Origin of the sequence: Vibrio sp. YT-17 (assembly GCF_033337375.1) — a bacterium.
GTDB lineage: Bacteria > Pseudomonadota > Gammaproteobacteria > Enterobacterales > Vibrionaceae > Vibrio > Vibrio alginolyticus.
In genome coordinates, this window is sequence record NZ_JAWOQP010000016.1 from 94264 (window position 1) to 118754 (window position 24491).

Below are 24491 nucleotides of genomic sequence, written 5' to 3' on the forward strand. Positions count from 1 at the left end.
AATGAGCCAATTCCACTAAACTTAACGTATAAAAAGTTATTTGGGTTTCTAGGGGAACTGTCATGGGCGGAAAGTTACTAGTGATACTGCTTTCTTGTATCTTGTCATCGACAGCATTTGGTTATCCAGCGCACTCCAAATACTGGCCACATAGAAGTGTGCTCTACTTTGCGCCGGAAAATGATGAATACGTCAAACAATTCTTGCTAGAAACACTTATGAATGAGTGTGAGTTGGAAGACAGAGATGTCGTCACACTGGTCATTACAGAACAAGGTTATACCTTTCCTGCTTGGCTTAAAGAAGAGTTCGACCTAAAAATGCTAGCTCGTCTTTATGCGGTCGAAAAAGGTTCTCATACTGCTATTTTGCTTGGTAAAGATGGTCTAGAAAAGCACCGTTGGGGCGCAGAAACAGACTGGCCGTTTATCAACAACCTCATTGATCAAATGCCTATGCGTAAGCAAGAAATGCAGAGGCAACAAAGCCCCTGTAAAATATAGTCACTTCTGGGCAGTATTACTTTGCGAACCAATCCAACTTGTTGTGAAGTTGAGTCACGCTGCCAACCACAATCAATGCTGGGCTCACGGCTTGCTCTGCCATGATCGATAGCTCGTTCAACTTTCCTTGGAACACGCGCTGCTCTGGGCGCGTACCGTTTTCAATAATGGCGCATGACATCTCAGGATCTAACCCATGAGTGATCAGCTTATCCATAATATGGCCGCTTTGCTTCAACCCCATATAGAACACAAGTGTGTTGTTGGATTGCGCTAGTGAATGCCATTCAATCTCACGCCCATCTTTTTGTACATGACCAGTGATAAATTGAACACTTTGAGCATAGTCACGGTGCGTTAATGGAATACCAGCGTATGCCGTTGCACCCGCCGCCGCCGTAATACCAGGAACCACTTCGTATTTGATGCCAAATTCGGCTAGCTCTTCTAGCTCTTCACCACCACGGCCAAAGATAAATGAGTCCCCACCTTTTAGGCGCACAACGCGTTTACCTTCTTGCGCTTTCTGCACCAAGATTTGGTTGATTTGATCTTGAGGCACACAGTGAAAGTCTAATTTTTTACCTACGTAGATCATCTCTGCTGATGCGTGAGCCAATTCAAGAATGTCTTTCGACACCAATCGGTCGTACACCACAACTTCAGCCGCTTGAATGGCTTTTAAGCCTTTTACTGTGAGCAAATCAGGATCACCTGGACCTGCACCAACAAGAGAAACAAAGCCGCTGTTTAAAGATGAGTTAACAGTTGTCATATCAACGCCTATCGAAAATTTGGACATAAAAAGTAACACTCAAGTCATTAACTCAAGGTTAAAATCACCCCAAGGAGTTATTACTTTTTATAGTTAAATCAATACAATACTTATCGAAAGTTAAATGAGTTGAACAGCCCTACCTACCATAGGTAGGGCCAGATAAAAGCGGTTTATTTTGCGATTGCAGGCTCTGTTTTTACTTCTTCTTCAACTACGTTGATAGAAGGCGCTGTTTTTGCGTGAGTTAGGTACAGTGGAATACAAGTCATTACGAGACCACCGACAATATTACCTAGAATGGTTGGAATAAGGTTGAAGTTCAACCAAGTCGCGATACCAAAATCCGCACCTAGAATCATACCTAGTGGGAATAGGAACATGTTTACTACGGTGTGTTCAAATACTAGCGCAAAGAAGATGAAGATTGGGAACCACATCATTGCTACACGACCAGACACTGAACGTGCTGTCATGTTGCCGATAACGCCAAGACACACCATTAGGTTACAGAAGATGCCGCGTACGAAACACGTGATCCATCCGTCCATACCCATGTTTTCAAAACCAAGGCTACGCGCGGTAGAAACAGCGACAAATTTCTTCGCTACTGCGTTCAGTTCTAGAGAGAAGTTACCTGTTAGAGAGATAGCCACTAGGTAAGCAACGATCAGAGAACCGATAAGGTTACCCAAGCCTACAAGACCCCAACAACGGAAGATACGACCCCAAGTGATGCCCGGACGGTTCGCAAACTTAGCCAGAGGCGCTAGACCAAAAACACCGGTTACTAGGTCATAACCCATCACACTTAGAATTACGAAACCAACGGGGAAAACAAGTGCACCTACAAGGCCGATACCCGTTTGTACAATCGCGGTAATAGCAACCACCACCGCAAGCGAAAGAATAACGCCAGCCATCGTACCGCGAAGCAGAAGATCTCGCGTGCTTGTATTGGTTTTCGCTTCACCAACATTGATCATGGTTTGCACGAATTCTGCAGGCTTAAAATCAGTAGACATGAATGTGTCCTTATCCAAAATTGAAAGTTAAAAAGTTAAAGATTTAATAGAGAAAGGCTTCCCGTTGACACCTGAACGCTGTCTACAACACCTCGCTTCCCTGTTCCCCTGAGTTGATGCTTGGAAAGCCTTTGTCTATTAAATCTAGGTTTCAGTTCATTCCCTCCCCTAAGAGGAGGGAATGAAAACCAAGCTTACGCAGAGATTTCTACTTCGCCGTTTGTTACGCGGGTTTTGTACGCTTTCACGCTAAAACGCTCGTCTTCCATGCACGCACCTGTTGTCAGGTTAAAGCGTTGCTTCTTAAGTGGGCTAGCCACCCAAAGCTCGCCTTGGTGCTCACAGATCAAACCGCGAGAAAGCACGTTTGATTGGAAGAACGGGTCTGTGTTGCTGATCGCCAGCACTTCTTCTGCTTGTGTTGGGCGGAATACCGCAACTTGCTGACCATCAACCAGTGCACAAACACCCGTGCCCGGTACGATGTCGCTGATTTGGCAAATCTTTTCAAATGACATAATCAACCTTCCCTTATGCTTCAGTGATCGCTACGTGTAGGATGTCGCCTTTCGCTTCAGGGTGTTTTTCCGTGAAGGTTGCTGGGCGGTGCTGTTCACGCTCTTGTACAAACACGACGTTTTCATCGCGCTTGTCAGAGTTGATGAAGTGCGCGAAACGAGTCAGTTGTGATTCGTCGTTGATGGTCGCAGTCCACTCACACTCGTACTCGTCTACAAGCTTCGCTACGTCTGCCTCTAGTTGAGCGTTGATACCAAGCTTGTCGTTAACAATCACTTCGCGTAGGTAGTCAACGCCACCTTCCATGTTTTCCATCCAAACTGATGTGCGTTGTAGTGGCGCAGCAGTACGGATGTAGAACATCATGAAGCGGTCGATGTACTTGATTAGTGTTTCTTTATCTAGGTCACTTGCAAGTAGGTCTGCGTGACGAGGTTTCATGCCGCCGTTACCACATACGTACATGTTCCAACCTGCGTCAGTCGCGATGATGCCAAGGTCTTTACCTTGTGCTTCCGCACACTCACGAGTACAACCAGAAACACCGAACTTCATCTTATGAGGTGTACGAATGCCTTTGTAACGGTTCTCGATGTAAGAACCCAGACCAACAGAGTCTTGAACGCCGTAACGACACCAAGTTGAGCCCACACATGTCTTCGCCATACGAAGTGCTTTTGCGTACGCTTGACCTGTTTCGAAACCAGCGTCGATAAGCTTGCGCCAGATCTCTGGAAGATCGTCTTTTTGAGCACCAAACAGACCAATACGTTGAGCACCGGTTACTTTGGTGTATAGGTTGTATTCTGCTGCAACGTTCGCTAGTGCACTCAGTGCTTGAGGTGTTACTTCGCCACCCGCCATACGTGGGATAACAGAGTAAGTACCGTCTTTTTGGATGTTACCTAGGAAGTTATCGTTCGTGTCGTGCAGCTTAACCAGTTGTGGCTTAAGAATGTGCTCACCCCAGCAAGAAGCCAAGATAGAACCAGCCAGTGGTTTACAAACTTCACAGCCGTAACCTTTGCCGTATTTCTCTAGAAGCTCATCAAACGTTTTGATCTCTTCAATGCGGATTAGGTGGAACAGCTCTTGGCGTGAGTATGCAAAGTGCTCACACACGTCGTTCTTCACTTCGATACCAGATTTAGCAAGCTCAGCATTTAGAACAGAGGTCACTAGAGGAATACAACCACCACAGCCTGTACCCGCGCCCGTCACTGCTTTGATGTCGCCCAACGTGTGGTGACCATTAGCGACCGCTTGTGCGACCTTGCCTTTTGTCACGTCGAAACAAGAACAGATCACTGCGCTTTCTGGTAGAGCGTCTGCACCTAGTGCTGGTTTCTCAGCGCCTGCGTGTGCAGGAAGGATCAACGCATCCGGGTGTTCTGGTAGGTCGATTTCGTTCAACATAAGTTGAAGCAGGTCGCCGTAGTCAGACGTGTCGCCAACCATAACCGCGCCAAGCAGTTTCTTGTTGTCTTCAGAAACGACAAGACGTTTGTAAACTTCTTGCTCTTCGTTCTGGTAAACGTAACTCTTACACCCTTCAGTACGACCGTTCGCGTCACCGATAGAGCCTACTTTCACGCCAAGAAGTTTCAGCTTCGCAGACATGTCAGCGCCTTCGAATTTGCTTTCTGTGTTACCTAGTAGGTGGTCAACAGCAACGGTCGCCATCTTGTAGCCAGGAGCAACAAGGCCGTAGAACATTTCGTTCCAAGACGCACACTCACCGATAGCGTAGATGTTCTCATCAGAAGTCTGACAATGGTCGTTGATAGCAACACCGCCACGAGGTGCCACTTCTAGCTCCATTTGGCGTGCTAGTTTGTCTTGTGGGCGAATACCTGCAGAGAATACGATGAAGTCTGTTTCTAGCTCTGAACCGTCAGCAAAACGCATAACGTTGCGTGCGTTTGTGCCTTCTGCCGCAATCTCAAGCGTGTTTTTGCTGGTGTGAACGTTCACGCCCATACGCTCGATCTTTTGACGAAGTTGGTTACCACCAGCCAGGTCAAGTTGCTCAGCCATTAGCTTTGGCGCGAACTCAACAACGTGCGTTTCTACACCCAGTGCTTTCAGTGCGCCTGCTGCTTCAAGGCCTAGCAGACCACCACCGACAACAACGCCTGATTTGCTCTTCTTCGCACACGCTTCGATCGCTTTAAGATCTTCGATAGTACGGTAAACAAAACAGTCTTTGCTTTCGTGACCTTTGATAGGTGGAACAAATGGGAATGAGCCAGTAGCAAGAATCAGCTTGTCGTATTGAACTTCTCGGCCAGTGCTTGAGTAAACAATGCGGTTTTCACGGTTGATGTTAATCGCGCGTTCGCCGATCAGCATGTTAATACCGTGTTTCTCGTAGAAGCCTTCTTTCACTAAAGAAAGTTCATCTGCAGTATGGTGAGAAAAGTAAGAGGAAAGGTGCACACGGTCGTATGCGACACGAGGTTCTTCACAGAAAACCGTAATGTCCATATTAGACATATCAGCTTTCTCGACTAAGTCTTCAATATAACGGTGCCCTACCATACCGTTACCGATGACTACTAGCTTCAACTTGCTCATTATAATTCCTAAGAGTTAGGTTCTTATCACTGAGCTCATTGTTAATTGTGAAAGAAAATTAATACATGATGTAAATCAATTACAATTTCAAACTACCCTAAAGGGGTAGATGAACGTATTTATCTGACTATTGCGAAATAAAAAGTAATTTATTAACGGATATTGGTAGTTTTAACAAACTGAGATAACCGAAGCCATACTAGCAACGGACTATACCGTTTTGCTTTATGAAGTAAGGCTGACCATCGAAACCGAGCACACCTACGATAAATCCTGTTTTGCTTCTAAACGACGCACTCACTTGACTTCACCGTTTCAAGGTGATCAGAGAACAATATCTGAAGTGATTGAAAGGTTTAGAAAAATCAAGCTTCACAATAAAAATTTTTTACTAGCTAAGTCGCATTATAAAGACTAAAATCAGGTTTAGTTCATATGGAATAGCGTCCATATGGTTGATACCGTAATTGACATATAGAGTGCCGTCCCATTTTTGTGAGGCGGCCTTTTATTTGGGAGTCATAAAATGTCAGAAAACAATTCTATCTACATCTCAAGCTTAGATATGAACCGAATCACGGCCTTGTTGGATAAAATGCCAAACATCGCAGCGGAGCTTGTGGAATTAGAAGCAGAGCTCGACCGAGCAACAGTTCTTGAGCCAGAACAAATGCCAGATAACGTGGTCACGATGAACTCAACTGTAGAGTTTAAATTTGCAGGTGAAGATAGAACCATGACAAAGACATTGGTTTACCCTTCTGAACTGAAAAGCAGTGATGATATCTCTATTTTTGCGCCCGTAGGCAGCGCACTGATCGGTTTGTCTGTTGGTCAAAAACTTGAATGGCCAATGCCAAATAATCAAGTGAAGACAATTGAAATTGTCGATATCACATACCAGCCTGAGCGTTGTGGTGCACTAAACCGCTAACCCTCAGTAGTCCCGGTGCAAAGGCCTCCATTTAAGACTTTGCACCAGGAGAGCCCCTCGCTTGCCCCCTATTTCCTTCTTTTTCCAAGTATTTACTTTGCTGCTCTTAAGTAACATCACCGATTTTTTATTATTTACCGCATATTCAATACTTATATCTCCAAGCTCAATCATAGAAATTGCAAAGTATTTTTCGTATATTGTCGCTCCGAAATCGACGTAAATTATGCGCAAAATGGAAGAATATCTAACTCGAATTGCCTGCTTAGAAAAAGAAAATGAAGAGCTGAAGCGGAAGAATGCGCGACTACAAGAAAAGTTGAATGCTGCACTCGACAGTAATGGACTGTGTTTGTGGGAGCAGCATATTCCTTCAGGTACTTTGACGATATTCAATATGCAGTGGGGAAAAATGCTAGGTTATCAGCCCCATGAGTTAACCGCGACGGTTGAAACGTGGAAAAACAATCTCCACCCTGAAGATTATGATCTTGCGGTGGGTGCATTTGAAGATCACCTAGCAGGCAAGACCGACCTTTATGAGGTAGTGCATCGCATGATTCATAAAGACGGCAGTGATAGCTGGGTCTACGATCGAGGGCGCATCGTCGAGTATGGTTCTGATGGCGAACCACTACGGATGATGGGTACTCATATCGATATTACAAAAGAAAAGCGTTATGAGCAGCAACTGGCCAAGTTGGCTTCGAGTGATCCATTGACTGGATTGTTAAATAGAAAAGCAATTGAGGAAAACTTTAATCATCAACCTCAAACCGAACCGTCTCAGCAGTCTGCTTTAGTGTTTGTTGATATAGATAATTTTAAAGCAGTTAACGACCAGCTAGGCCATCATACTGGCGACACCCTCCTCATCAATATCGCCAATAGCTTAACAGAGCTTGCGTCAAGCAAGTCTCAAGTTGGACGCATAGGAGGCGATGAATTTGTTATCTTAAACTGGCATTCAAGTCGAGAGGAAATATCCCAACTTTGCAATCAACTCTTAGATTCAATCATTCCAGCGATAAATCAAGACTTACATAAAGTAACGATAGGAATGAGTATCGGTGTTTGTCTCTTTAACAAAGGAAAGCAACCGTTTAATGAAGTGTATCAAAAAGCCGATCACGCAATGTATGAGATAAAGAAAAATGGCAAAAATGGAGTACAATTTTTCAACTTAAAAAGTTGATATCTCTCCATAAATCATCATGTTATGAAATCAGTCATTTGCTACAACTTGAACTAACTAAAGATAAATTCTTTATATCTAAGCCAGTTACCGAAATTACCCCTAGGTACTCATAAATTTGGCACGATACAAATAAATCCCCTCCTCTCCTAGCATCAACCCAATAAGCAACTACACTCATTTAACTGATAGATTAATTACTACTATTATGAAGGGAGTTGTTTTTGATGGATACAAAACAGATTTCTACAGTTATCATAATTTTAGTTCTTTCTGCATTAGTAGTTGCTTATTTAAAGTTAACAACGGTATCAAATGCTATCCACAAACCTACAACAATCGGTATATCTAAGACGCCTCTGTCAGCCCCTTTTATCATTGCAGAGCACATAGGTGCGTTTGAAGAAAACGATTTAAACGTCGAACTTATCATGTGCTTTGGAGGGGTCGAATGTTCAAACCTACTTCTAGAAAACCATGTTAATTACGCCACTTTTTCTGAAAGCGTACTGATGTTTAAAAGCTTTGAATACAAAGATTTAGCATTAATCACTTCTTTTGCATCTTCTACGAATGATATTAAGCTGCTAACTAAAAAGCGGTCTGGCATAGAAAGTATAGATAAATTACCAGGAAAAAAGGTTGGTGTAATAAAAAAGAGCGCTAGCGAATATTACTTAGACTTGTTGCTACAGGTAAATGACATTGATTTAGAAAAAGTAGAAAAAATATCATCAACAACGCAGGTTATTATAAATCATTTAATGCAAGGAAACGTCGATGCAATATCTACTTGGGAGCCATACGGATTTATGGCCAAGAATAGAATAAATGAAGAAGTAAAGAACATAGGAATTATTGGCGTGTATAAACTTTACTTTTTGCTTGTATCAAAAGAAATACACATTGAAAAATCAGATCAAGAAGTAATGAAAATAATAAAGTCACTTCATCACTCAATTAACTGGATGGATAAAAACCCTCATTTAACAATGAAAATACTATCACAAAAACTTAACACAACAGTTGAAGAAATATCTTGGAGTTGGGATGATTATAACTTTCGATTAAATTTAACGAATTCTTTATTATTTACATTACAATCAGAAGCTAATTGGGCATTAAAACAAAACTATGTAGAAGGACAGATTCCAAATTACAGAAAAATATTTAAAGAAAACTATATCAATTCATATTTTGATGGTCTAGATTAAAATGCATCGTTCGTTAAACCACTATTTAGCATCACTATTCAGTCTAAGCGTAATACTATGTATCAGCGTTATAGTATACATAAGCTTCATAAAAATAGAAGATTATAAAGCCAAGAAACAATTAAACCAAATAATGGACATACAAATATCATTAGAGTCATTAAGTAGTTATCTTTGGGCTTACACTCAAAATAGGGGAAAAAACAATTTCACACAATTCATGATTTCTCATAACAAATTAAACGAATTATTATCTCAAAATGAAGATGTTTTATACCTTACTAAAGACCTAAAAAAAATGAATCTCGAACTGTATTTTTTAGTTCAATACGAAAATAATCATTTACTAGACAAAGATCGCCATTATGATTCAGTCGTAAATTATAATAAATCAAATCCTGTCATACAATCCAGAATAAACATTGTATCCCAGGATATGAATAATGAAATAATATATATTTATAAAAAAATACTTAATAATAAGTCTACAAAACTACAAAATTTAAATTATTACACTCAAGCAGGTATTATTTTTATCTCTCTGGTTGTTATGCTATTATGCTTTTATATAAAAATAAAGTTCAAGAGAAGCTTTCAAAGGTTTATAAATGGAATAAAACAATTAAGCAGGTCAAATTTTGACTATAAAATCCCTTCAGAAAATCAATTCACGGAATTTGAAAATCTGTCTTGTTACTTCAATAAAATGGCGGCATTGTTAAACCACACAACAATATCAAAATCAAAACTTAAAGAAGAAGTAGAGAATCAAACTTCAGTTCTAAATCGTCAAAAAGAAAGTTTGGTATTTTTGTCTGAGCACGACTCCTTAACTAATATCTACAATCGTCGAGCAATAGAAAAACATTTGATCCAGCTTACGCGTAATTTCAGAGGCAGTGAGAATAGTTTTAGTTTGTTTTTTATAGATTTAAATTTATTTAAGGATATTAACGATAGCCATGGCCATGAGGCAGGTGATGCAGTGTTAAAATCTGTAGCTAGTAGATTATCAAGTATTATCGACGAATCAGACATGGTAGGCCGCTTTGGTGGAGATGAATTTATTATTATTCATCGTTCACACACAACAGGTACGTCTCTGTCTGCATGTGCACTACGCTATATCCAAGAAATAGAAAAAGTAATTCATTTTAAAGGTAAAGAGTTATGCGTCGGAGCTAGCATTGGTATTGCACTCTATCCTGAGCATGGGTCGAATGTACATGAATTATTAACAGCGGCAGACAAGTCTATGTATCAGTCAAAACGTTCTAAAGCTAGCTCGTTCACTATTGTCGACAACAGCAGTTCGCTGTTAAAGAGGCCTATGTTTTAATCTAAAGTAGCTGTGGAAACGTTCTACATGCGAATATTCAACGACATCGACCACTGTGGCCACTTACAGTAATAAAGCCGCTTTTATCACATAGCAAAAGCTAAACTCGTAAGCTAAACGCTCTCCAGGCATTGAAGAAAAATAATCCATTGTGAATGGTTAATCCTCCCCTTTTAAACGTCAACTTTCACCACCATATGATAGTTAAGATTCATTAACAGGCTATAACTATCCTATGTCTTTTCCTCGTTTATCTGTTCTGGATTTGGCACCCGTGTCCGACGGAACAAACTTCACCGAAACGTTCGAACGCTCCGTTGAATTAGCTCAATCAATCGAGTCCTGGGGCTATCATCGGTTTTGGATGGCTGAACACCATAACATGCCCGACATCGCCAGTGCCGCAACCAGTGTATTACTCAGTCATATTGGAGCGCACACGAACTCGATCCGTTTAGGATCAGGTGGAATCATGTTACCTAACCATGCACCACTAGTTATTGCAGAGCAATTCGGAACGTTAGAGGCATTATACCCTGGTCGTATTGACCTCGGATTAGGACGCGCACCAGGCACCGACTACCAAACAATGCATGCATTAAGGCGGGAACCAGAGCATATGGATCCTGACTTTGAAGAGCTGTTGGAGGAACTTAATTTCTTTCTTGGTCCCGTATCTCGAAATCAACCAGTCGCGGCTTATCCAGGTAACAACACATCTCTGCCGATTTGGCTTCTGGGGTCGAGTACATACAGCGCACGTTTAGCAGCTAAGAGAGGCTTACCTTTCGCATTTGCTGCACACTTTGCTCCAGATGCAATGTCTCGTGCTCTAAACTTTTATCGAGATGAGTTTGTCCCATCCGAGCATTTAGCTCAACCCTATGTGATGATTTGTGCCAACGTTATCGTAGCGGATACTCAGTCACATGCAGATTTTCTCGCGACAACAGAGAAGCAAAAATTCTTAAAAATGATTCGCGGCAATCGCGAAAAACTTCGCGCACCAGTGAAAAGTATGGCACCACTATGGTCAGCACAGGAAAAGCTTCACGTTGAAACTCAATTACGTGAATCTATCCATGGTGATCAAACATATGTAAGACAGAAAATTGAGAAACTTTTGGAACGCACTGGGGCAGATGAAATTATGGTAAACACGATGGTGTTTGAACAATCTGAGAAGTTGAGATCCTACAGGTTACTATCGGAACTCATGGACAAGTAAAAGAATGGAGGCGCCTCCCGGAGTCGAACCGAGGTCCACGGATTTGCAATCCGCTGCATAGCCACTCTGCCAAGGCGCCTTTCTGATTTTGTATCTCTGTCACCAAAGATTTTGATGGTGCCCCGGGCCGGACTTGAACCGGCACAGCGCGAACGCCGAGGGATTTTAAATCCCTTGTGTCTACCAATTCCACCACCAGGGCAACGCAATCATGCGATGGGTTAGACACCATCTATCTCGCGACCTTTGCCGTGAGAACGAGGCGTACTTTAACGGATTAATTTATCTGGTCAACAAAAAATTAGTCTTTTTTATTCAAATGGTTAAAAAGACGACTCTAACGAACAAAGGGCGATCATTTTGCTTATTTGATCATCAATACGCTTTGCTTTCGTGCCTTTTAACCTTCTCATTTTATATCAATGAAGAGCCAACAAATCGCGCAAGTTAACAGTATGGGTATAAACTTAACGTGTATTTCAGAGAACAAAATAGCGCTCATCATGTTTCGAAAACCATCATTTCACTTACCCTTACATGCCGACTCCGAACTCGACTTCGTAGTGCCCCACTTCTTCCTTACTGAATTTGATTATGCACGCTCTCTGGAGCAGGGAGTCATCGACGACTTGGATCCTGAATATACACACCAATATCGCGTCACACTGAGGCGCATACGCTCACTATGCTCACTACTTCGCGAACTGATCCCTCCTTTTGAACAGCGTATTTTGAAACCTCATTTAAGAATAATGATGAAGAAAACAAATAAGCTGCGTGATTTGGACGTATTTATCTTGGACAAAAACCAATACATTGAAATGCTCCCAAATCACAAATCGTCTCTTGAGCAACTTTTTTGCTTTATAGAATCTGAACGTGCTTACGAACAAGCAAAAGTTACGCGTTGGCTAGATACACAAGAATACACAACGCACTGCACTTTGATCAGGAATAGTATGTTGCGAAGTACGCAACACGAACCAGTGGATAGCAACGTACCTGCGTTACTTTTCGCAAGCCAAAAAATCTCCGTTCAATTTAAAAAAGTTGATAAAGCACGACGCAAAATCTCGGACAAAAGTCGTGACAGCGTGATTCATTCGATGCGGATAAAGTGCAAAGCGCTTCGTTATTTGTTAGAAGGATTTTCCACGCTCTATCCTTCCCAACAGCACAAAAACAACGTGAAACAACTAAAACTATTGCAAGACAAGCTCGGTGACTTTAACGACACTTCAAGTCAAATTGAATTTTTCGCACAACTCAAAGAAACAGCAAATCTCAATAAACAAGATCGTAAGGCTTTGAAAAAGCTAATTAACGTGCTTAGCGAACATCATGAACTCTCTCGCCAAACCATCTTGACGCATTTAAGCCAGTTTGAGTCTTTCATTCGCGATTCCAATACACAAAATCTCTACCGACCCTAAATCAAGGTTCACGTATTCTTAATATTCATTAATTACAGTCAATCGTTGGGCTCCATTAAGAAAGATAACGTGAAACCATTAAAACGATACCAATACGAGCGCTATGCGGTGCTTTGTAATCTCGCCTACCCTCGCGTCTTCAGACAAACTCAATATGGATTCGATCCTAATGGGCAACGAGTCATTAGAAATGAACACGGTAAGATTATGATTCGCGTGCTCTGGAGTAAAAAACAGAGTGAAGTGGTCGTAGTGATTAAAGGCTCACACAGTATCAGTGATTGGTTGTTGAACTTCGCGATGTGGACGAGAAGCTGTCGAAGGTTGGGACTAAACTATCGCATTCACGCGGGTTTCTATCATCTGTTGTTCCAAGAAAGTTTACCGAGCCGGAATGAAGATCGGTTAGGGTTGACCGTGATCGAACGCCTCGAAGGTATCGTTGTACCACTTATTCTCAGGGGAAAAAGAATCACTATTACTGGCCACTCTTCAGGTGGCGCGATTGGCAGTGTTTTTGCTGACTATATTGAGAAAAAATACCCCAAAAGCATTAAACGCGTGGTCACTTTCGGACAGCCCGCTGTCGGAGATTGGACGTTTAAGAAACGCTACCGTTTGGGGCACAAAACATACAGGATTTGTTGCGACATCGACATCGTGACCTTTATGCCGCCCGTACCTTTTTTGTATTGGCATGTAGGCAAAATGCTATGGTTATATAACGGGAGAATATACGAGAACACCCCAACGCTCATACGGCTTGGGCGCTCCTTATTTAGTTGGTTAATGCGACCGTTCTCTTATCACTTTATGAGTAAATACATTCGCGACAAAGACTTTTTTGATGAACGCTGAGTTAAACATCCGAAAGGTATGACGTACAGACACCAAAAAGCCGGACTTCGCCGGCTTTACGATTAAGTGGTGATCTACAGAGAGGCGATTTCTTTTTCAAGTTGATATTTGTTATCTGTGACAATTCGCTCTAACACTTCAACACGTCGCTTCAAGTCACCAATTTGCTTGTTAAGGTTATCTTGTTCTTCTCGGCTCATCGTATTACGTTCAGATATCTCCAACGCTCTTACTTCTTTACGATGGTTCAAGATTAACTTTATTATCCCGCCCCCAAATATGGCACCGAACACAATAGCCACAACCAATACATCAGCAATAGATTCCATTCTTTATCTTCCTCTAGATTATGCTCAAATATAAGTTACTCATTTGTTGAATGAATATCAAATAACACATTGATTCATTGAAAAGATTTATCAAGAATTGCCTACTCTGTATCAAAATCACAGGAATGGATTATTCAACGCCAACCCAAACCGAGACAGATCCGCCGTTTACTGGGAACTCAGCCCAACCATTCGCATCAGTCCAAACTTCTTCAGTTCGGATACCCAACTTGTCTACGTAGCGAGCACTTGGTTTACCCGTATACATCCACTTCGAGCCGCCAGGTCCATCGCTCATGATCACGGCCATTGAATGTGGATGCTTTGCATCACCTTCTCGAGTCCAACCAATTACGTCCCAGTGGTCGAGATAAGAATGTTGTTTGCCATACGCATAATCTTTACGCAGTGTTACTAGCTCTTCAATGTAAGGCACTTTGACCATATTGATGTCATGCCCTTTATCACTGTACTGCGCGCCGTAGTAATCTGCATAAAACACGGATGGATAGCCTTCTTCACGCAATAAGATAAACGCGTAAGCGAGCGGCTTAAACCACCAATCAACCGTCGACTCCAAAGCCTGCAAAGGTTGAGTGTCATGGTTTTCTACTAAGGTTACCGCTTTGACTGAATTGTCCTTCATCAGCGTACCATCCATGATTTGACGCATATCGTAGCTACCACCCGATTTAGACGCATTATAAAAGTTCATATGTAACGGTGCATCAAACAAAGACATGCTGCCAGAGGTTTTGGTGATAAAGTTATGCAGCTGATTCACATCGTAGTTCCAGTACTCTCCGACCGTGAATAGTTCTTTCCCTGTTTTCCAACGTAGGTGATCAATCCATTCTTGCAGGTATTGATATTTGATGTGCTTCACCGCGTCCATTCTAAACCCATCAACACCAGTCATGTTGATATACCACTCACCCCAGTCTTTAAGTTCTTTCTTAACTTCAGGGTGATCCATGTCTAGATCAGCGTACATAAGGTAATCGTAGTTGCCTTTTTCCGAGCTCACTTCCCAATCCCATGCCTTACCCTCACCTTTGAATTTGAAGATAGCTTTTTCTTCGCCAGCATCGTCCCAGTCCACGCCATCAAAGTGGTACCACGTCCAATGAAAGTTTGAGTACTTGTCGTTGCGCCCAGGGAAATCAAACTCTACCCACGCTTCAATCCATTTATCACCAAGTTCAATATTTCGGTTGTTCCAATCGACTCGCTTGGTATCAACCCAAGACTTTCCATCCGCACCACCGCGATGGTTGAACACCACATCGCCATAAATCTGGATATTGTTTTTATGGGCAGTATTGATGGCGCTTAGGTACTGATCTTTGGTGCCATACTTGGTGCGCACCGAACCTTTTTGATCAAACTCTCCCAAATCATACATATCATAAACGCCATAACCGACGTCGTTGCTACCACCAGCACCTTTATAGGCGGGCGGTAACCATAACGCAGTAAAGCCGTTGCCAGATAGTGCCGAAGCGTTGTTTTCAACTTGTGTCCAGAGCGCACCGTCATTTGGCACATACCAATGGAAATACTGCATCATGGTGCCATTTTGTGCCGCCATTACAGGCGAACTGAGCAGCAAAGTTAAGGGTAAAAGTGTAGGTTTAAGGTTGAATGTTTTCATTATTTTTCTCTCACGTTAAGGACTAGAATCCTCCTTTCTGCATATACGCACCAAGCGATACTAACTATGACGCTAGCTAGGTTGCTGCCTGTAATACAAAAAGTTCGGATTACAATCGAAGAGAAACTATCACCAATCACACTATACAATTATTGAGCTGTCTAACATTTATAAAATCAATGATTAGCGCATTAAAAATATTGAATGGTGATTAAAACATGGGAGGCTTTAGGAAAGCGCGAGGGTTACGAAAAGGCGGACTAAAAACGAAAAAAGCCAGTCATTTAAGACTGGCTTTCGAAATAGTGGAGGCGCCTCCCGGAGTCGAACCGAGGTCCACGGATTTGCAATCCGCTGCATAGCCACTCTGCCAAGGCGCCTTTCTGATTTTGTATCTCTGTCACCAAAGATTTTGATGGTGCCCCGGGCCGGACTTGAACCGGCACAGCGCGAACGCCGAGGGATTTTAAATCCCTTGTGTCTACCAATTCCACCACCAGGGCAACGCAATCATGCGATGGGTTAGACACCATCTGTCTCAGCGGCCTTTGCCGTGAGAACGAGGCGTACTTTAACGGATTAATTTATCTGGTCAACAATAAATTTTATCTTTTTGATTTAAGTGCTTAAAAAGCGATCTGACTAGTACGTTTGGCATTCAATTAGACCAATAAGCACCCGTTCCCTTTCATTGTCTATTAAGTCATACGCATACTAGTGTCCGTAACTGCTTCGAGGTAAACACGCGACTATCACGTTATGAACGCTGATCTTTTCACCGCTGTAACATCTGTAACAATTTGATTCCCTACTCTTGGCACGACTGCGTACAGAACATCATATTTTGTTACCGATAACTTTATATCGAATGTGGTCGTACCTTTATAAAATCATTGACTTTTTTTATTTTCAAACAAAGCTCAATTCATTATCGAAAATATCAATAAATAATGGTACGTTACACGAGTTGCAGTAATTTAATGGACATATATCACATATAAGGATGTGGTTTACTTTGGCGACACAACATAAGAAAAACAAGGTATATCACTAATGTCTATCAAGAATCTTTCTATAGCGAAAAAGATATCGCTATCGTTTTTACTCATTGCCATCGTCAACATTGCATTTGGCGTGTTTTTATCTACAGAGCTCAAAAGCATCAAATCTGAGCTTTTAAACTATACCGATGATACGCTTCCTGCAATGGAAAGGGTCGATTCGATTCGAGACCACTTGTCTCGCTGGCGCCGAGCTCAATTTGCTGCGTACACTTATGAAGACGCAGACCAAGTCAAAACTAAAATTTCTAACAATATTAGAGAACGCGAAAAGATCACTAGAGAGCTCAACGCTTACGGTGAAACTATCTGGCCTGGCGAAGAGCAGCAAACTTACCAGCGTCTTATGCGTCAGTGGAAAAAGTACTTGGTTACTATGGACCAGTACAATGAAGCGATGCTAGCTAACGACAAAAGCAAGGCCCACCCTATTTTGGCGAACTCTTTGTCTGCTTTCGAAGCGGTTGACTCAGAGTTAGGCGAACTAATCCGTCTCCTTAAAGAAGCTATGGATAGCAACAAAACTCATATCCTGTCCTCTGTAAATGGATTGAGTAATTCTTCAATTGCAAGTAACGTGATTATTCTACTGATCATGGTAGGCATGACATACGTGCTGACTCGCCTAATTTGTGGCCCACTTAAACTTGTTGTTGAGCAAGCAAATGCCATCGCGACAGGTGATCTATCAAGTGACATTGACCGTAAAGCAATCGGCAATGACGAGCTTGGTGAACTGGCAGACGCGACCACTAAGATGCAAGATGACTTACGCCAAGTTATCGATAACGTGATTGCTGCAGTTACTCAGTTAAGCAGCGCTGTCGAAGAGATGAACCAAATCTCCGATATTTCTGCGTCTGGTATGAAAGATCAACAGCTGCAAATTACGCACATCGCAACAGCAATGACAGAAATGAAAGCGGCCGTAGCCGATGTTGCTCGTAACACTGAAGACTCAGCGAACCAAGCTAACGAAGCAAACCGCCGCACACAACACGGTGTTCGTGAAACCCAAGGTATGGTTGACGCGATTCAAGAAGTTTCAAACGTAATTGGCGCTGCAGGCGATACCGTAGCAGAGCTTGAACAGCAATCGAATAAAATTAACGTGATCGTGGATGTTATCCGCGACATCGCCGATCAAACCAACCTACTTGCACTTAATGCAGCCATTGAAGCGGCGCGTGCTGGTGAGTCTGGTCGTGGCTTTGCCGTCGTTGCAGACGAAGTTCGAACTCTTGCCGGCCGTACGCAAGATTCAACGAGTGAAATCACTTCGATCATTGAGCAGCTACAATCACTTGCAAAAGACGCAAAATCAGCCACTGAACTTTCTAGAACCAGTATCTCAGAATGTGCAGAACAAGGCATTCAATCAAAACAGCTGATGAGCGACATTGAGCATTCGATTTCGGACATCTCAGACATGGGTACCCAAATCGCCACGGCTTGTAACCAGCAAGACTCCGTTGCGGAAGAGCTTAACCGCAGCATTGAAAACATACATTTGGCATCTCAAGAGGTCTCGCAAGGCTCGGAGCAAACCGCACAGGCGTGCCGCGAACTAAGCCAGCTATCCATTTCTCTTAAAGATGTAATGAGCCGCTTTAAACTGAGTTAAACTCAGTGGGTACCTTAGTAGATATCAAATCAATCCCGATTTGCTTAAATTGAATGTCATCACTGAGGTATATTTAGGTATATATTAAATCACTATCTTAACAAACGCTCCAAAGCACCACTTGGAGCGTTTTACTTCGTCAGGTACTTTCCCCAAGTACTCAATAACATAACCAATACAAAAAACGCGTACGGAGACTTTATGCGCTTAAATAAAACCTTACTATCACTGACTATCGCTGCTGCAATCGCGGTTCCTGTAATGCAAGCTACTGCTGCTCCTCTGCAAATTAGCAATACAGCAGCAAAAGCAGAGCAAGTTCAAGGTGCTAACGCTTGGCTAGAAATAAACTTAGGTCAGTTCCGCGATAATATTGAGCAGTTTAAATCGCACATGGATGGCAAAACGAAAATCTGCGCCGTGATGAAAGCCGACGCATACGGTAATGGTATCGCAGGCCTGATGCCGACTATTATCGAACAACAAATTCCTTGCGTTGCCGTTGCAAGTAACGCCGAAGCACAAACTGTTCGCGACAGTGGCTTTAAAGGCCAACTCATGCGTGTACGCTCAGCGGATATTGGCGAGATTGAAGCCGCAATCGACCTAAATGTCGAAGAGTTGATAGGCACAGCAGAGCAAGCTAAAGCACTGTCTAAACTAGCCGAGAAAGCTGGTAAAGAACTCAAAGTTCACCTTGCTCTTAACGACGGTGGTATGGGACGTAATGGTGTTGATATGACGACAGAAGCGGGCAAGAAAGAAGCGCTAGAAATCGCTCAACAAGCTGGCGTTAATATTGTTGGTATCATGACTCATTTCCCTAACTACAATGCAGACGACGTGCGCCAAAAGTTAGCTTCATTCAAAGACAGTTCTGCATGGCTGATTAAAGAAGCGAATCTAAAACGCGACAACATTTTACTGCACGTAGCAAACTCTTACACCGCGCTTAATGTTCCTGAGGCCCAGCTTGATATGGTTCGTCCTGGTGGCGTTTTATACGGAGACTTACCAACTAACCCTGAGTACCCTTCTATCGTGTCTTTCAAAACACGCGTGGCATCCGTTCACCACCTGCCAAAAAATAGCACAGTCGGTTACGACAGCAGCTACACAACAAGCAAAGAAAGCTTAATGGCGAACATTCCTGTTGGTTACTCTGATGGCTATCCACGAAAAATGGGGAATACAGCAGAAGTTCTGATCAATGGCCAACGTGCAAAAGTTGCGGGCGTTGCTTCAATGAACACCACAATGGTAGATGTTACAGGTATCAAAGATGTTGAGCCTGGTTCTGAAGTTGTTTTGTTTGGCTCCCAACAAGGCAAAACGATTTCAGCTGCTGAGATGGAAAAACACGCAGAAGTCATCTTCCCTGAACTATATACGGTTTGGGGAAGCGCGAACCCTCGTGTCTACGTAAAATAAACCTACTAAGTTATTCGTAACAGAGCGAAAAAGCGAGCCTGGTGCTCGCTTTCTTTCTTATCTACTAATTTGTACTAGCTCGTGATTCTATCAATTAAACAGAGCTTACTATTTCTGTTGTTTTACTCTTCTTTAGCACTACCAAGTGCGACTCTCTACACTCTGTTTCTTAAAGCCGCTTGGATGGCTCATTTTTATATAGCACTTAGTGTTTGAAAGCCCCTCTAATTGATGTTAAACATGAAGTTTACAAAAGAATAACAAACACACTCGTATGGCACTGCCCCTTTGCCTGCTAGCTAGGTATCTCTATGACAGAAAATACTCAACATCTTCAACGCTCCTCCACTGAGTTGCACGAATTTAATCGGCTTGACGTCTGGAACGGCTTCACCCAACTTTTACCTCTCTCTATGTTCGTGGTCATATTTGGCCTCGCTTTCGGTGTTGCTGCCGTACAGACTGGACTAGATGTATTTCCCACTATGTTGATGAGCACACTGGTCTTCGCCGGTGCTTCACAATTTGCCACGTTAGAAATGTGGGGAGCAGAAGTCCCTCTCATTCCAGTTCTTATTACTGTATTTGCTATTAATGCTCGTCACCTCTTGATGGGAGCCACACTTTATCCATGGTTACGACAACTCCCACCAACAAAACGTTACGGTGTAATGCTGGTTGCATCAGACGCCAACTGGGCAATGGCACTCAATGCATTTGGTAGAAAAGAACCAGGCTTTGGCTTGCTTGTTGGTGGCGGCTTAGCGATGTGGTCTTTTTGGATTGTGGGCACCTGGATCGGCATTTATTTTGGTAGCGCAATCAAAGATCCGGTGGGCCTCGGGCTCGATATGGTTATGGGATGCTTCCTGCTGTCTATGGTGGTAGCCGGGCCGAAAGACTTAAGAATCTTTGCAATTTGGGCCATAGCAGCAGCCTCTTCTATGTTGGCGTATTGGTATTTGCCAGAGAATAGCCACGTAGTGGTTGGCGCCATTACTGGCGGAGTCTTGGGTGCTTGTTGGAAGGAGAAGAAAGCATGAACATCGAAACAACCTTAGGTGGCACACTGCTTATCATCATCGCTATGGCGCTAGTCACGCTCATAACCCGCTGGGGCGGAGTGTATGTAATGTCATTCATTCCAATTAGCGAACGGGTTCAACGTTTCATTACTGCGATGTCAGGCTCTGTATTGGTTGCGCTTTTAGCTCCGCTAGCAGTAGAGGGTGATAACGGTGCTAGAGCAGCACTGTTTTCTACTGCCGTTGTCATGTTCATCGTGAAAAAGCCTCTACCCGCAATTGCAGCAGGCATCATCGCCGCCGCCGCAGTACGTGCTCTTTAGTCGCTGTTTCAACGCCGATACCAGTCATCAATAAAAGACCCAAAACACTAAGCCCTGATGTCACAAGTGTCATCAGGGCTTATCTTATGCTCATCATTTTAACGATGAACAACGATTATTAATCATGGTGAGACAGCACATTACGCACAGCAGTTACAATTGCGCTTATATTTGTCCATTTTACCAATACCAGGGTTAAAGGTATTGGTTGGGTCTAATTCGTGGTAAAACCTCTGCAACGAGTTTTCGGCTTCATACAAGTGACCCACGTTATGTTCTGCTGGGTATTTGGCACCACGGCTATTGAGGTGCTCTAGCATCAGCTTTTTCATCAACTTCGTGTCAGTCCCTTTTTTGAAAATGTAATCTTGATGGAAGACGTAACACATAAAGTGACCATAATAGAGCGCTTGAACAAGGTTCTTACTTACCTCTTCAGGCAAAGTTTCTAGCCACTCTTCATCATTACGTCGCAAAGCAATATCAAGTGCAACGATGTCTTCTACGTCTTTTCGGTGAATCGTCTCGTAACGAATTGCTGCACCTGCTGCTGCAAAGCGATGTAAATAAGCTTTTTTACCCTCTTCCGGCGTACACTCGAAGAAATCACAGTCGTCTTCAACAGCCCAAACTTCTTTGAGGTATTTTTGCGCCTCAGCAATACCACCATCACTCATTTTCAATACCAGGTGATGCTCATACTTGTCACGGAAATCCAGCATTCGTTCTGGTAAATGTTGTGGGAACAACTTGCTCGCGTAGTACAAAATGGTGTCTGGTAGATATTTACTGACAAATGGGATGCGCTCTAAGAAATTTTCTACCTTAGCTTTAAGTGCGAACATTTTTGGCAACTTATCTGTACCTAACAAGTCGATGGATAAGAACACATCCTTGCCGTACTTCTCTGCCATGTTGAAGATATCTCGATGCAAGTATTCTCCCATCTCAGGCAAGTTATCAAACGTAGATAAGAAGTCTTTTCGCAACTTCGTTAGTTTCGCAGGGTCATTGGTGCCAAGGTAAAAAACCTGCTCTTTTTCGGGTACTGGGTAGCTGTCAACCCGAACGGCAAAAACCCCCAACTTACCAGCGCAGCCACTGGCTTCAAATAATCGGCGTTCATCGGCATTAAAGCGAGAAGGAATGTCAGAAGTCACGTCTCGAACACGTTCATCGTATTCTTTGTCTGATGCCATTCGCTCATCATGAATGATCTTCGCTGGGTCAAAGTTCCCTTCTTGCAGGTTTGTTAGAATTTCTTCTGGCGTTTCACCTAATCCTTCAATACCAAGGTGGTTCACCAAATGTAACTGGCCTTGCTTATCCACCTGCGCATAGATCGCCAGTTCCGTATAAGCAGGACCACGCTTAACTAGCGCACCGCCTGAGTTATTGGCGATACCACCGACCACAGTGGCACCTAGCGATGAAGAGCCGATGATAGAATGCGGTGCTCGGTTCACTGCCTTCAGCTCTTTCTCCAAAGAGTGTAAGCTCGCACCAGGCAAGCAAACCGCCTGCTTACCGCCATCTAATAAGTGAATCTTCTTGATTTTGGTAATATTGATCACAACCACATCGCGATCATAATCATTACCACTCGGAGCTGAGCCCTCTGTTAAACCTGTTTTAGCCGCCTGCATGATAATGATGCAGTTTGCTTCAACACACTGTTTAATAATCTTCCATTGTTCTAGAAGAGTGTTAGGAAACACGATAGCAAGCGCATTACCACTACCCGAACGAAACCCCGAGCGGTAATATTTCGTTTTAACCTCGTCGGTTAGAACATTTTCTTCCCCCACGATGGTTTTAAATTCTTCAATCAGCTGCTTTTGTTTCATATCCGTATCTCTAGTTATTGTACTTCGCTCACAACACCGCTTAGCGGCAGGCATGGCGTTTGAGCCACTATAAGCAGTCCATTTCTCTGCGTCTATGTCAGGCGGACGAACAATACGTAATCAATAAACAACAAACAAAATAATTCTTTATTTTTCTGTTACTTATCTTTCACATTTGAGAAATTTAACGTAAGAAACAGACCGTTTCTTAAAAGAAACAATAGCAAAACCATTTGTTAACAGTTGTGCGGGGTATCTTGTTATCAATATTAGTGAAGAAAACGAGGAGAAGCGTAAGCTCCTAAATTTAAGAGGACTCTTAGAAATGAAGATGGAAACATAAGCTCAACACCAACATAACGATCGGTGTTGAGTTATTGGCTTAAAATCGATGGTTTTGACTTTGAAAGCTTGTGTATAGATGATCGATAAAGATCTTAATTTTTTCTGGTTGCTGACGAGTGTAAGGGTACACCGCATAAATACCCAAACATTTGGCTGTTTCGTCTTTAAATAACTGAATCAGACTGCCTTGCTTTAAGTCTTCATAAACCAATACACGCGGCACATAGATGATTCCCTGCCCTAACAGCGCCACATTTCTCAATACAGAAGAATTGTTAGTACAGAGGTTACCGTCGACGGTGATTTGATATACCTCGTCTCCATCTTTAAACGCCCACTCATGCGCTCCGGTTTCTTGGTAGGAATAGACTAAACAATTGTGTTTAGCCAAGGCTTGAGGTTGTTTAGGTATGCCATGTTTAGCTAGGTATTGGGGTGACGCGCAAATGATCCAATTTGCATCCACCAGCTTTCTTGCAATCAGACTAGAATCTGGCAACACACCCGTTCTAATTGCCAAATCAAAACGTTCATTCACGATATCGACGAAACGATTATCTAGATCCATATCGATATTGATGTCTGGGTATTTCTGATTAAATTCATTAATCACTTGAGGAAGAATTAATTCACCAGAGATAGTAGGCACCGAAATTTTAATGTTTCCAGATAAGTTTTTACCTAAACCCACAATGGATTCTTCCGCCGTTGCCACCGCTTGATAAACCGCTTTTGCATGAGTAAAAAACGCTCGTCCTGCTTCAGTCAACGTTAGCGTTCGCGTTGTTCGGTAGAGAAGCTGTACACCAAGCTCTTGTTCAAGCTTGGCAATCCGTTTACTGACGACCGATTTGGTCAGTGACATATGTCTCGCGGCAGCACTGAATGAACCTTGCTCGATCAAGTGATAAAAAATGATGTAATCGTCGGTATTTCTCATGCGTCTTCGTCAAATCCTTTGGAAGCCCGTATTGTAAACTGAAATTGGCTGAGGTGCGAAACATCGGGTCACACTTAATATCAGAAACTCGTGACAGAGATGGGGTTGCTAAGCTCACAGGTAATGAAAAAGAGATGGTGTGAATTTATCAGTCTTCAGATACAAAAAAACCAGCTTTCGCTGGTTTTAAGTTGATGCACTTGGCATCGAGATACCGCCATAGCCATATCTGAATAATTTGGAGCGACACACGAGGTTCGAACTCGTGACCTCAACCTTGGCAAGGTTGCGCTCTACCAACTGAGCTAGTGT

20 protein-coding genes and 4 tRNA genes are annotated in these 24491 nt (G+C 42.8%); 12 read left to right on the top strand and 12 right to left on the bottom strand.

Annotation, left to right across the window (positions count from 1 at the left end):
• Positions 1-62: 62 nt before the first annotated feature.
• Positions 63-503, top strand: a complete 441-nt coding sequence (locus R7F67_RS16145; RefSeq protein WP_017820187.1) for a DUF4174 domain-containing protein — start codon at positions 63-65, stop codon at positions 501-503.
• Between the two features lie 16 nt (positions 504-519).
• On the opposite strand, the gene cobA is transcribed toward R7F67_RS16145, so the two are convergent.
• The 4 genes from cobA to nirB all read right to left on the bottom strand — a co-directional run bounded on the left by cobA (position 520) and on the right by nirB (position 5399).
• Complete coding sequence (gene cobA, locus R7F67_RS16150) at positions 520-1278, bottom strand: uroporphyrinogen-III C-methyltransferase (protein WP_054575960.1); 759 nt, start codon at positions 1276-1278, stop codon at positions 520-522.
• Positions 1279-1451: 173 nt separating this feature from the next.
• On the bottom strand, positions 1452-2303 hold the full coding sequence (locus R7F67_RS16155; protein ID WP_033907034.1) for a formate/nitrite transporter family protein: 852 nt from the start codon (positions 2301-2303) through the stop codon (positions 1452-1454).
• Positions 2304-2497: 194 nt separating this feature from the next.
• Positions 2498-2821 (bottom strand): nitrite reductase small subunit NirD, encoded by a 324-nt coding sequence (gene nirD / locus R7F67_RS16160; protein ID WP_005387969.1) that lies wholly within the window; start codon positions 2819-2821, stop codon positions 2498-2500.
• A gap of 13 nt (positions 2822-2834) precedes the next feature.
• On the bottom strand, positions 2835-5399 hold the full coding sequence (gene nirB / locus R7F67_RS16165; RefSeq protein ID WP_054575959.1) for a nitrite reductase large subunit NirB: 2565 nt from the start codon (positions 5397-5399) through the stop codon (positions 2835-2837).
• A gap of 526 nt (positions 5400-5925) precedes the next feature.
• On the opposite strand from nirB, the gene rnk reads away from it, so the two are divergent.
• The 5 genes from rnk (at position 5926) to R7F67_RS16190 (ending at position 11309) form a co-directional block, all read left to right on the top strand.
• Positions 5926-6333, top strand: a complete 408-nt coding sequence (gene rnk / locus R7F67_RS16170; RefSeq protein ID WP_005394604.1) for a nucleoside diphosphate kinase regulator — start codon at positions 5926-5928, stop codon at positions 6331-6333.
• Positions 6334-6568: 235 nt separating this feature from the next.
• A complete protein-coding gene (locus R7F67_RS16175) occupies positions 6569-7528 on the top strand; it encodes a GGDEF domain-containing protein (RefSeq protein ID WP_025767735.1) in 960 nt (319 codons plus the stop codon).
• Between the two features lie 227 nt (positions 7529-7755).
• A complete protein-coding gene (locus R7F67_RS16180; protein ID WP_005376042.1) occupies positions 7756-8742 on the top strand; it encodes an ABC transporter substrate-binding protein in 987 nt (328 codons plus the stop codon).
• A gap of 133 nt (positions 8743-8875) precedes the next feature.
• Positions 8876-10081, top strand: a complete 1206-nt coding sequence (locus R7F67_RS16185) for a GGDEF domain-containing protein (protein WP_226977227.1) — start codon at positions 8876-8878, stop codon at positions 10079-10081.
• A gap of 235 nt (positions 10082-10316) precedes the next feature.
• A complete protein-coding gene (locus tag R7F67_RS16190) occupies positions 10317-11309 on the top strand; it encodes an LLM class flavin-dependent oxidoreductase (RefSeq protein WP_005376038.1) in 993 nt (330 codons plus the stop codon).
• A gap of 5 nt (positions 11310-11314) precedes the next feature.
• On the opposite strand, the gene R7F67_RS16195 is transcribed toward R7F67_RS16190, so the two are convergent.
• Positions 11315-11388: transfer RNA gene (locus R7F67_RS16195), tRNA-Cys, on the bottom strand.
• A gap of 36 nt (positions 11389-11424) precedes the next feature.
• Positions 11425-11511, bottom strand: a tRNA-Leu gene (locus R7F67_RS16200).
• Between the two features lie 301 nt (positions 11512-11812).
• Here R7F67_RS16200 and R7F67_RS16205 point away from each other — a divergent pair.
• Both R7F67_RS16205 and R7F67_RS16210 read left to right on the top strand, forming a co-directional pair.
• A complete protein-coding gene (locus R7F67_RS16205; protein WP_021707732.1) occupies positions 11813-12742 on the top strand; it encodes a CHAD domain-containing protein in 930 nt (309 codons plus the stop codon).
• A 69-nt stretch (positions 12743-12811) separates the two neighbouring features.
• The gene (locus R7F67_RS16210) at positions 12812-13600 is read left to right on the top strand and encodes a lipase family protein (RefSeq protein ID WP_005375991.1); all 789 of its coding nucleotides are present in this window, start codon (positions 12812-12814) and stop codon (positions 13598-13600) included.
• A 74-nt stretch (positions 13601-13674) separates the two neighbouring features.
• On the opposite strand, the gene R7F67_RS16215 is transcribed toward R7F67_RS16210, so the two are convergent.
• From R7F67_RS16215 to R7F67_RS16230, 4 genes are all read right to left on the bottom strand, one after another.
• Positions 13675-13929, bottom strand: a complete 255-nt coding sequence (locus R7F67_RS16215) for a hypothetical protein (RefSeq protein WP_005375990.1) — start codon at positions 13927-13929, stop codon at positions 13675-13677.
• 130 nt (positions 13930-14059) lie between these two features.
• Positions 14060-15583, bottom strand: a complete 1524-nt coding sequence (gene amyS, locus R7F67_RS16220) for an alpha-amylase (RefSeq protein WP_054576737.1) — start codon at positions 15581-15583, stop codon at positions 14060-14062.
• A 306-nt stretch (positions 15584-15889) separates the two neighbouring features.
• Positions 15890-15963: transfer RNA gene (locus R7F67_RS16225), tRNA-Cys, on the bottom strand.
• Between the two features lie 36 nt (positions 15964-15999).
• Positions 16000-16086, bottom strand: a tRNA-Leu gene (locus tag R7F67_RS16230).
• Between the two features lie 550 nt (positions 16087-16636).
• Between R7F67_RS16230 and R7F67_RS16235 the strand changes: the two genes are divergently transcribed.
• The 4 genes from R7F67_RS16235 (at position 16637) to R7F67_RS16250 (ending at position 21047) form a co-directional block, all read left to right on the top strand.
• Positions 16637-18268: a methyl-accepting chemotaxis protein gene (locus tag R7F67_RS16235; RefSeq protein ID WP_005375988.1), complete on the top strand. Its 1632-nt coding sequence runs from the start codon at positions 16637-16639 to the stop codon at positions 18266-18268.
• Between the two features lie 201 nt (positions 18269-18469).
• Positions 18470-19699, top strand: a complete 1230-nt coding sequence (alr, locus tag R7F67_RS16240) for an alanine racemase (protein ID WP_054576738.1) — start codon at positions 18470-18472, stop codon at positions 19697-19699.
• Between the two features lie 311 nt (positions 19700-20010).
• Entirely contained in the window at positions 20011-20742 is a 732-nt protein-coding gene (locus R7F67_RS16245; protein WP_017820197.1) for an AzlC family ABC transporter permease, read from the top strand.
• Positions 20739-21047 (top strand): AzlD family protein, encoded by a 309-nt coding sequence (locus R7F67_RS16250; protein ID WP_017820198.1) that lies wholly within the window; start codon positions 20739-20741, stop codon positions 21045-21047. Before R7F67_RS16245 ends, R7F67_RS16250 begins: the two co-directional genes overlap by 4 nt.
• A 140-nt stretch (positions 21048-21187) precedes the next feature.
• Here the strand turns inward: R7F67_RS16250 and dld are convergent, their stop codons facing one another.
• Positions 21188-22894, bottom strand: coding sequence for a D-lactate dehydrogenase (dld, locus tag R7F67_RS16255; protein WP_054576739.1), 1707 nt, complete (start codon positions 22892-22894; stop codon positions 21188-21190).
• A 382-nt stretch (positions 22895-23276) separates the two neighbouring features.
• Complete coding sequence (locus tag R7F67_RS16260; RefSeq protein ID WP_017633645.1) at positions 23277-24179, bottom strand: LysR family transcriptional regulator; 903 nt, start codon at positions 24177-24179, stop codon at positions 23277-23279.
• Positions 24180-24491: the final 312 nt, after the last annotated feature.

What these genes read in the sequence shown, in the direction of transcription:
- R7F67_RS16145 (WP_017820187.1), top strand. Translation starts at nt 63, where the DNA reads ATGGGCGGAAAGTTACTAGTGATACTGCTTTCTTGTATCTTGTCATCG.
- cobA (WP_054575960.1), bottom strand. Translation starts at nt 1,278, where the DNA reads ATGACAACTGTTAACTCATCTTTAAACAGCGGCTTTGTTTCTCTTGTT.
- R7F67_RS16155 (WP_033907034.1), bottom strand. Translation starts at nt 2,303, where the DNA reads ATGTCTACTGATTTTAAGCCTGCAGAATTCGTGCAAACCATGATCAAT.
- nirD (WP_005387969.1), bottom strand. Translation starts at nt 2,821, where the DNA reads ATGTCATTTGAAAAGATTTGCCAAATCAGCGACATCGTACCGGGCACG.
- nirB (WP_054575959.1), bottom strand. Translation starts at nt 5,399, where the DNA reads ATGAGCAAGTTGAAGCTAGTAGTCATCGGTAACGGTATGGTAGGGCAC.
- rnk (WP_005394604.1), top strand. Translation starts at nt 5,926, where the DNA reads ATGTCAGAAAACAATTCTATCTACATCTCAAGCTTAGATATGAACCGA.
- R7F67_RS16175 (WP_025767735.1), top strand. Translation starts at nt 6,569, where the DNA reads ATGGAAGAATATCTAACTCGAATTGCCTGCTTAGAAAAAGAAAATGAA.
- R7F67_RS16180 (WP_005376042.1), top strand. Translation starts at nt 7,756, where the DNA reads ATGGATACAAAACAGATTTCTACAGTTATCATAATTTTAGTTCTTTCT.
- R7F67_RS16185 (WP_226977227.1), top strand. Translation starts at nt 8,876, where the DNA reads ATGGACATACAAATATCATTAGAGTCATTAAGTAGTTATCTTTGGGCT.
- R7F67_RS16190 (WP_005376038.1), top strand. Translation starts at nt 10,317, where the DNA reads ATGTCTTTTCCTCGTTTATCTGTTCTGGATTTGGCACCCGTGTCCGAC.
- R7F67_RS16205 (WP_021707732.1), top strand. Translation starts at nt 11,813, where the DNA reads ATGTTTCGAAAACCATCATTTCACTTACCCTTACATGCCGACTCCGAA.
- R7F67_RS16215 (WP_005375990.1), bottom strand. Translation starts at nt 13,929, where the DNA reads ATGGAATCTATTGCTGATGTATTGGTTGTGGCTATTGTGTTCGGTGCC.
- amyS (WP_054576737.1), bottom strand. Translation starts at nt 15,583, where the DNA reads ATGAAAACATTCAACCTTAAACCTACACTTTTACCCTTAACTTTGCTG.
- R7F67_RS16235 (WP_005375988.1), top strand. Translation starts at nt 16,637, where the DNA reads ATGTCTATCAAGAATCTTTCTATAGCGAAAAAGATATCGCTATCGTTT.
- alr (WP_054576738.1), top strand. Translation starts at nt 18,470, where the DNA reads ATGCGCTTAAATAAAACCTTACTATCACTGACTATCGCTGCTGCAATC.
- R7F67_RS16245 (WP_017820197.1), top strand. Translation starts at nt 20,011, where the DNA reads ATGACAGAAAATACTCAACATCTTCAACGCTCCTCCACTGAGTTGCAC.
- R7F67_RS16250 (WP_017820198.1), top strand. Translation starts at nt 20,739, where the DNA reads ATGAACATCGAAACAACCTTAGGTGGCACACTGCTTATCATCATCGCT.
- dld (WP_054576739.1), bottom strand. Translation starts at nt 22,894, where the DNA reads ATGAAACAAAAGCAGCTGATTGAAGAATTTAAAACCATCGTGGGGGAA.
- R7F67_RS16260 (WP_017633645.1), bottom strand. Translation starts at nt 24,179, where the DNA reads ATGAGAAATACCGACGATTACATCATTTTTTATCACTTGATCGAGCAA.